This window comes from Petrachloros mirabilis, from assembly GCF_975968855.1.
The window spans coordinates 1-6,172 of record NZ_CDLUDY010000297.1 but is presented as its reverse complement, the minus strand read 5'-3'; the positions used below and the strand labels follow the sequence as shown (position 1 = coordinate 6,172).

6 protein-coding genes are annotated in these 6,172 nt (G+C 55.2%); all 6 read right to left on the bottom strand.

Translation table 11 applies throughout. The features are described from left to right. The coding region (locus ACWVCN_RS12855) for a PAS domain-containing protein (RefSeq protein ID WP_455246217.1) at positions 1-557 on the bottom strand (557 nt) is incomplete at its 3' end. A 63-nt stretch (positions 558-620) separates the two neighbouring features. Beyond that, positions 621-2,000: a sigma-54-dependent transcriptional regulator gene (locus tag ACWVCN_RS12850; protein ID WP_455246215.1), complete on the bottom strand. Its 1,380-nt coding sequence runs from the start codon at positions 1,998-2,000 to the stop codon at positions 621-623. A 248-nt stretch (positions 2,001-2,248) separates the two neighbouring features. After that, positions 2,249-3,328, bottom strand: coding sequence for a type IV pilus twitching motility protein PilT (locus ACWVCN_RS12845; RefSeq protein WP_455246213.1), 1,080 nt, complete (start codon positions 3,326-3,328; stop codon positions 2,249-2,251). Positions 3,329-3,523: 195 nt separating this feature from the next. Further along, positions 3,524-4,219 (bottom strand): hypothetical protein, encoded by a 696-nt coding sequence (locus ACWVCN_RS12840; RefSeq protein WP_455246212.1) that lies wholly within the window; start codon positions 4,217-4,219, stop codon positions 3,524-3,526. A 39-nt stretch (positions 4,220-4,258) separates the two neighbouring features. After that, entirely contained in the window at positions 4,259-4,903 is a 645-nt protein-coding gene (locus tag ACWVCN_RS12835; protein ID WP_455246211.1) for a Maf family protein, read from the bottom strand. Continuing rightward, complete coding sequence (locus ACWVCN_RS12830; RefSeq protein ID WP_455246209.1) at positions 4,894-6,075, bottom strand: tRNA dihydrouridine synthase; 1,182 nt, start codon at positions 6,073-6,075, stop codon at positions 4,894-4,896. The genes ACWVCN_RS12835 and ACWVCN_RS12830 overlap by 10 nt, the downstream gene beginning before the upstream one ends. Between the last annotated feature and the right edge of the window lie 97 nt (positions 6,076-6,172).

Here is a 6,172-nt window from a genome sequence, read left to right as displayed (position 1 = left end):
GCGGAACACCGGAACATCTGTTGCGCCGCCCGATTGAACAACAGAATACGCTGATCGCTGTCGATCGTTACCACCGCATCCATCGCCGACTCGATAAAACTTTCCAAACGCAAACGGTGCATCAGCAGCTCGCGCGCCGTTTGCGCCTCGCGATGAACAGCCCCAACCGTACTCGCCTCAGCTAGCTCACGGGCAGCCACTGCCGATTCGCGATGGGATTCTGCATGGGCTCGCGCCGTTTCCGTCTCAACGAGTCGTTTGGCCACACTCTTTTGCCGAACGATCAACCACGCGACTCCCCATAAAACAAGGATGCCGAGACCCCGATTGAATACGGCGATCATGGGATCGATAGCATGATGGAAATACCCGCCGACGGTCATCAGCACCGTCACAACGGCAACTAGATGATAAGAGTCGTGTACGCGATTAGAGTAAAGGGTAAGGGCGATGGGGAAGAAATACAGAACCCAATCCGCCCATTGAAGCGGGGTGAGCAAATCGAGCAAAAAAATACCAATGATGAGAGCCAGGATAGCCCAGAGCCTAAAACGCATGGCAAGACTGCTGGAGGCCTTCACGAGATCGCTCCCGGCCTGAGCCGATCCATCAGGAGGCGGTTAGTCTTCTACCTGAGGTTTACCTTCAATTTCGGCGAGCTTACGATACAGCGTTTTGCGGTCGATGCCAAGCGCATGTGCCGCCTGGTACTTGTTGCCTCCGGTTTTTTCCAGGATCTTCTTAATGTATTCTTTTTCGATTGCGTGCAACGGCAACGTCTTCTCCGCAGCCTCATCCAGCACGCGCCGATCACCGCGAGCTCCTTGCACAGCTGTAGGCAGATCATCGGGCGTGATTTTCTCCCCCCGGCTGAGCGTGACCGCTCGTTCGATGACGTTTTCCAACTCCCGGACATTCCCCGGCCAGCCATAATCCATCAACATCGCCAAGGCGGCTTCACTGACGCCCTTGACATCTTTGCCGCGCACTTCCCCGCATTTCTTCAAAAAGGCCTCGACCAGCAAAGGAATATCCTCACGCCGGTCGCGCAAGGGGGGCAATTTCAATTCGATGACATTGAGTCGGTAATAGAGATCGTCTCTGAACCGTTTAGCCTTCACTTCCTCCCCAAGATTCAGATTTGTAGCAGCGATGATGCGAACATCAATGGGAATGGATTTGTTTGCGCCGACCCGCCTGATTTCTTTCTCCTGGATTGCGCGCAACAACTTCGCTTGCAGCATCAGTGGTAGTTCGCTGATTTCGTCGAGAAAGAGGGTCCCCTTCTGCGCCTCTTCAAAGAGGCCTCGCTTATCCAGCTTGGCATCGGTAAAAGCTCCGCGCATATGTCCGAACAATTCGCTTTCCAAGAGTTGCTCAGGGATCGCCGCGCAATTGACGGGAACGAACGGCGCATCTTTTCGATCGCTGTTGAAGTGGATGGCCTTGGCTACCAGTTCCTTGCCCGTTCCACTCTCCCCGCTGATGAGGACATTCGTCGGACTGTCGGCGACCCGTTTGATCAGATCGAAAACCGCCTGCATCGGCTTGCTCTTCCCCAGAATCTGGTGAAAGCTGTATTCCTTATGTACCTCTTTTCGAAGCCGACTGACTTCCCGCCTGAGCGACGCTTCCCGGACAACACGCTCGATAACCCGAATCAATTCCTCCTTCTTAACCGGTTTGGTCAAATAATCGCAGGCGCCATGCTTCATAGCCTCAACGGCGGTTTCGACCGAACCGAACGCCGTCATGAGAATAACATTGATATCGGGATGGATACGCTTAATCTCGGCGAGTAATTCAAGCCCTGGCATACCCTTCATCCGAAGATCGGTCAGCACGACCGCATAGTCTTCTTCTGCCAAGGTCTTTAACGCTTCCGCCCCGCTTCCCGCCGTTGTGACCTGATGGCCACGATCTTTAAGCATGTCAAAGACCAACTCTCGCATGTCGGCGTCATCGTCGACCACGAGAATCGCGCCCCATTGCTCCGTCATGTCCGACTCCTTGCCTCTCGTTGTCCAGAGGCTACGAATTCTGATCGGGCAGACCAGCCTTGCCCCTTCTTGCTACAGTTCCTCTACGCAAGTGACCTGAAATGCAACAGATAAGGCTTCAAATAGAAGCTCGAGCCAGCAATGATATAGCACTCTGCAAGCGAGGGACCAGAAGATGTCAAAGGAAGGTGACGAACACAAGGCCCAGGCCGTTACTTCAAGTCTGGGCCTTGATTGGCGATTTAGTGTTACAACAGAGCGTCAGGAGGGGTCTTGAGCAGTTTAGCAAACCGACTTTTGTCGATAGCCTTTTCGTGCGCTTCCTCGGGAGAAATCCACTTCTTGTTGAGCAAATCTTGAATCGCGTCGTCCAAGGTCTGCATGCCAATTGCTTTCCCCGTCTGCATGATGGAGGCAATCTGAAACGTCTTGGCATCACGGATCAGGTTCGCTACCGCTGAGTTGCAAACAAGAATTTCGAGCGCGGCACAACGGCCCTTTTGGTCGACCCGCTTGAAGAGATTTTGCGCTACCACGACCCGAAGCGCCGTCGAGAGTGTGTTTCGAATCTGCGCTTGCTCTTGATGGGGAAATACTTCGATCACTCGATCAACTGTCTTAGCCGCATTCTCAGTATGCAGTGTTCCGAACACCAGGTGACCCGTTGCCGCCGCCTCCACGGCCAAACGGATCGTTTCAAGGTCCCGCATCTCTCCCACGAGAATGATGTCCGGATCTTCTCGCAATGCTCCCCGAAGTGCGGCGGCAAATGACTGCGTATGCACGCCAACTTCCCGATGGTTAACAATACACCCCTGGCTTTGATGAACGAATTCGACCGGATCTTCCACGGTCAGAATGTGGTCCCTGCGATTCTTGTTCGCATAGTCAATCATCGCGGCGAGCGTCGTTGATTTCCCGCTTCCGGTCGGACCCGTCACCAAGACCAGGCCCTTCTTGAGCATCGCCGCCTTGGTTAAGATCGGCGGCAAGCCGAGTTCCTCGGCGGTTAGCACCTTGCTGGGAATTTTCCTGAAGACCGCGGCGCACCCGAATTTCTGATTGAACAGGTTGGCGCGGAATCTGGCGAGACCGGGAATCTCATACCCGAAATCGACGTCGCCTGTTGCTTCGAACTGATCTTTCTTGGCCATCGGCGTGATCTCGTAAAGGAGCTGCTTGAGTTCTTCGTGATCGAGAGTGCCCTGGCTCCCCACCCGCTCCAGGTCGCCGTTCACCCGCATGACCGGTTGTTGCCCCGATACGAGATGCAAGTCCGACGCACCGAAATCCGCCATCAATCTGAAAAAGTCGTCGATCTTCGCCATGTGATCCTCCCGCCGCGCCCTGTGGAATGCCAGCCTCAGCGGGAGTATAGATGAGAAGGGAAGAGTAGCAAGAAAAACGCACGAAACCGCACCGTATCGAGAGTTGAGTGGCAGACGGATAAGCTGGCGGAGTGATCAGTTGAGAAAGTGTTTACGACGACGATGTCTGTGAAATGAAGTCTGGGTGAGTTAGGCCTATTTTACTTTTGAGAAGTCTGCATTGATACGAACTTCTTTGCCGTCCATGAGGTTGATCACGAATACCGACTGGGCATTGGGGTCGAACTTTTCATAGGCAAAGACCGCGGTGAAGCGAGAACGGTATGTCGGTCCGTCGCCTTCGTTCTTGCGGCCCCGTTCTGATTTCCCAATGTCGATGGCTTTCACCCGTTTGCTCCCCTGCTGCAGTTCGATCACTGCCCCTTCGGCAAAGTACTCATCGTCGCCGCAGAGCTGTACTTCCACTTCCATGTTGGGCATGTCGATGACTTTCTTGATGAATTCTTCTGGCATGCGGATTTCCGTCTTCCGCTTTTTGGATTCAGACGCTTCCTGTCTGCCGAACGCCTCAAGACGATACCGCTTCGTACGGAGCACAGCACTTGCCCCGCAGGGGTCTTTTTCGGGGTCTGCACCGACACGCGTCGCTATCGAAGCCTGCTGAAGGACTTTCTTCACGTCTTCAGGCGTGTTGGCCTTATCCATAGGAAGGCGTCCTGCTTCAAGGGCTTTTCGGGCATCCTCCATCGAGAGATTCACATCGATGGCGAAGGCCTGACCGGTTCCCAGAGTCAATAACAATCCCATGCCAACCAGGCCACAAAGGCTTGTGCAACCTCGAACAACCATTATGACACCCTCCGTGAAAAATCGACGAATGAATGGCGGCATTGTACGCAATGCCTCGCTCGTATTGCAACGAGCCCGCTCTCATGACGGGGAGGTACAGCTGAACCGCGACCACGTTCCGTATGTTCTCGCCCTGTAGAGTTCTTCCACATCGACGGAGAGTTTCACCCCAGCTTTCATCAGAAGCATGGCAACCAGCCGGAGGGGAAACCCGACCACAGTCAAGTAATCTCCTTCGACCTGTTCGATCAACTCACAACCAGGCCCCTGAATCGAATAGGCCCCTGCTTTTCCCAAACTGTCGCCGGTGGCCAAGTATCGTTCATGTGCCGCTGAATCGAACGGTTTCATACGGACCAGAGCAGTGGCACGGGCTGTCATGTCGAGGTGGCGCTCCAGGCAAGTGATCGTCACAGCTGTAAGGACCTGATGGGCCCGTCCCGCCATGCGCCGGAGCATCGAACGCGCTTCGGTTAAATCCTCCGGTTTGCCCAGCACTTCACCATCCAAATCGATCAATGTGTCGCTGCCCAGTACAACGGCTTCTCGATCTTCCTTTGCAATGGAATGTGCTTTTTCTTGTGCGAAATGGTCAACCATTTCTTCGGCTGACCGGCCTGGAGCAAGCTGTTCTTCAAAAACGGGACTGCGGGGTTCAAAAGGAACGCCGAGCAGTGCGAGGAGCTCTCTGCGGCGCGGCGATGTCGAGGCGAGGACTATCCGCATCTGGAAGCCAAAGCCGGGATCTCGTCGGCACCGCCCGCGGCAGGCAGGTGAACACCTCGCTCCACATCGACAATTCGACTCGCATGGTAGTCGACCAGAACCGATTCGACATCGGCAGCAGACGACACTTGAAACATCTTTGCTCGAAGCGCGGCGGCATGGGGGAACCCCTTGCAATACCACCCAAGATGTTTTCGCATGCGTTTGAATTGCCGTCGTCCTGCATGCGACTCGAATTGTCTGGCATGTTTCAAGAGAACGGCGAACCGTTCTGAGGGGGTGGGCACCCAAGGATGAGGACCGTTCGCATCTTGCATCCCGAGCGCTTGCCGAGCCTGGTGATTCTCACGGAAAAACCACGGTGCGCCCAACACCGCCCGACCGACCAAGACTCCGTCGACGCCCGTTTCGCGTACTCGTCGAACGACCTCTTGCAAGCTTTGGACATCGCCGTTGCCAAACAGCATCGTTCCGCTTCCCCGCACAATCTCTGCGGCCCGCGCGATGGCAGACCAGTCCGCTTCACCTCGATACATCTGCTGCAGTGTTCGACCGTGGAGGGAAATGACCGCCGGCGATTCTTCCAGCAGGTGTTCGATCCAGCGATCGACGATGACTTGGTCGTAGCCAAGACGAGTCTTCACGGAAAGCGGTATGCGGGCACGAACGGACGGCGTGGCCCTCCCGAATTGTTCGTTCATGAAACTAATGGCGGCCGCTCGAGCCGGCTTGATGCCGGCCCCTTCAAGCGATTGCCCGTTCGCCCAATCAATGATCCCCTGTTTCGCCGAGCGTATAATCTCATGGGCTAATTGGGGTGTTCTAATCAACCCGGCCCCTGATCCGGACGAGGCCACACTCCGCGATGGGCAGCCCATGTTGATGTCCAGCCCGTCGAATCCCAATTCGCAAACCACGTGCGCCGCCTGATAAAAAAGATCGGGGTCCTTTCCGTAGAGTTGGGCGACTATAGGCCGTTCTTCCTCGTGATAGATCAGCGAATCGAGGAGAAATTCAGGCCCGCGACAGACATCGTGAACGTGAGTGAACTCCGTGAATGTGACGTCCGGCTTGCCCTCCTGCGCCACTATCAATCGGAATGTCGCGTCGGTCACCCCGTCCATAGGCGAGAGGCCGATCACGGGTTTAAGAAGGTTCCTCCACCAACTCATTTGGCTGGCTCCATGGCTACACGGACCGCATCGTTCGCCTCCGCATAACCCAGCTGAAGTAATTGCGCTTCTTCTTTTGCCTTCGCCAAGAGTTGCG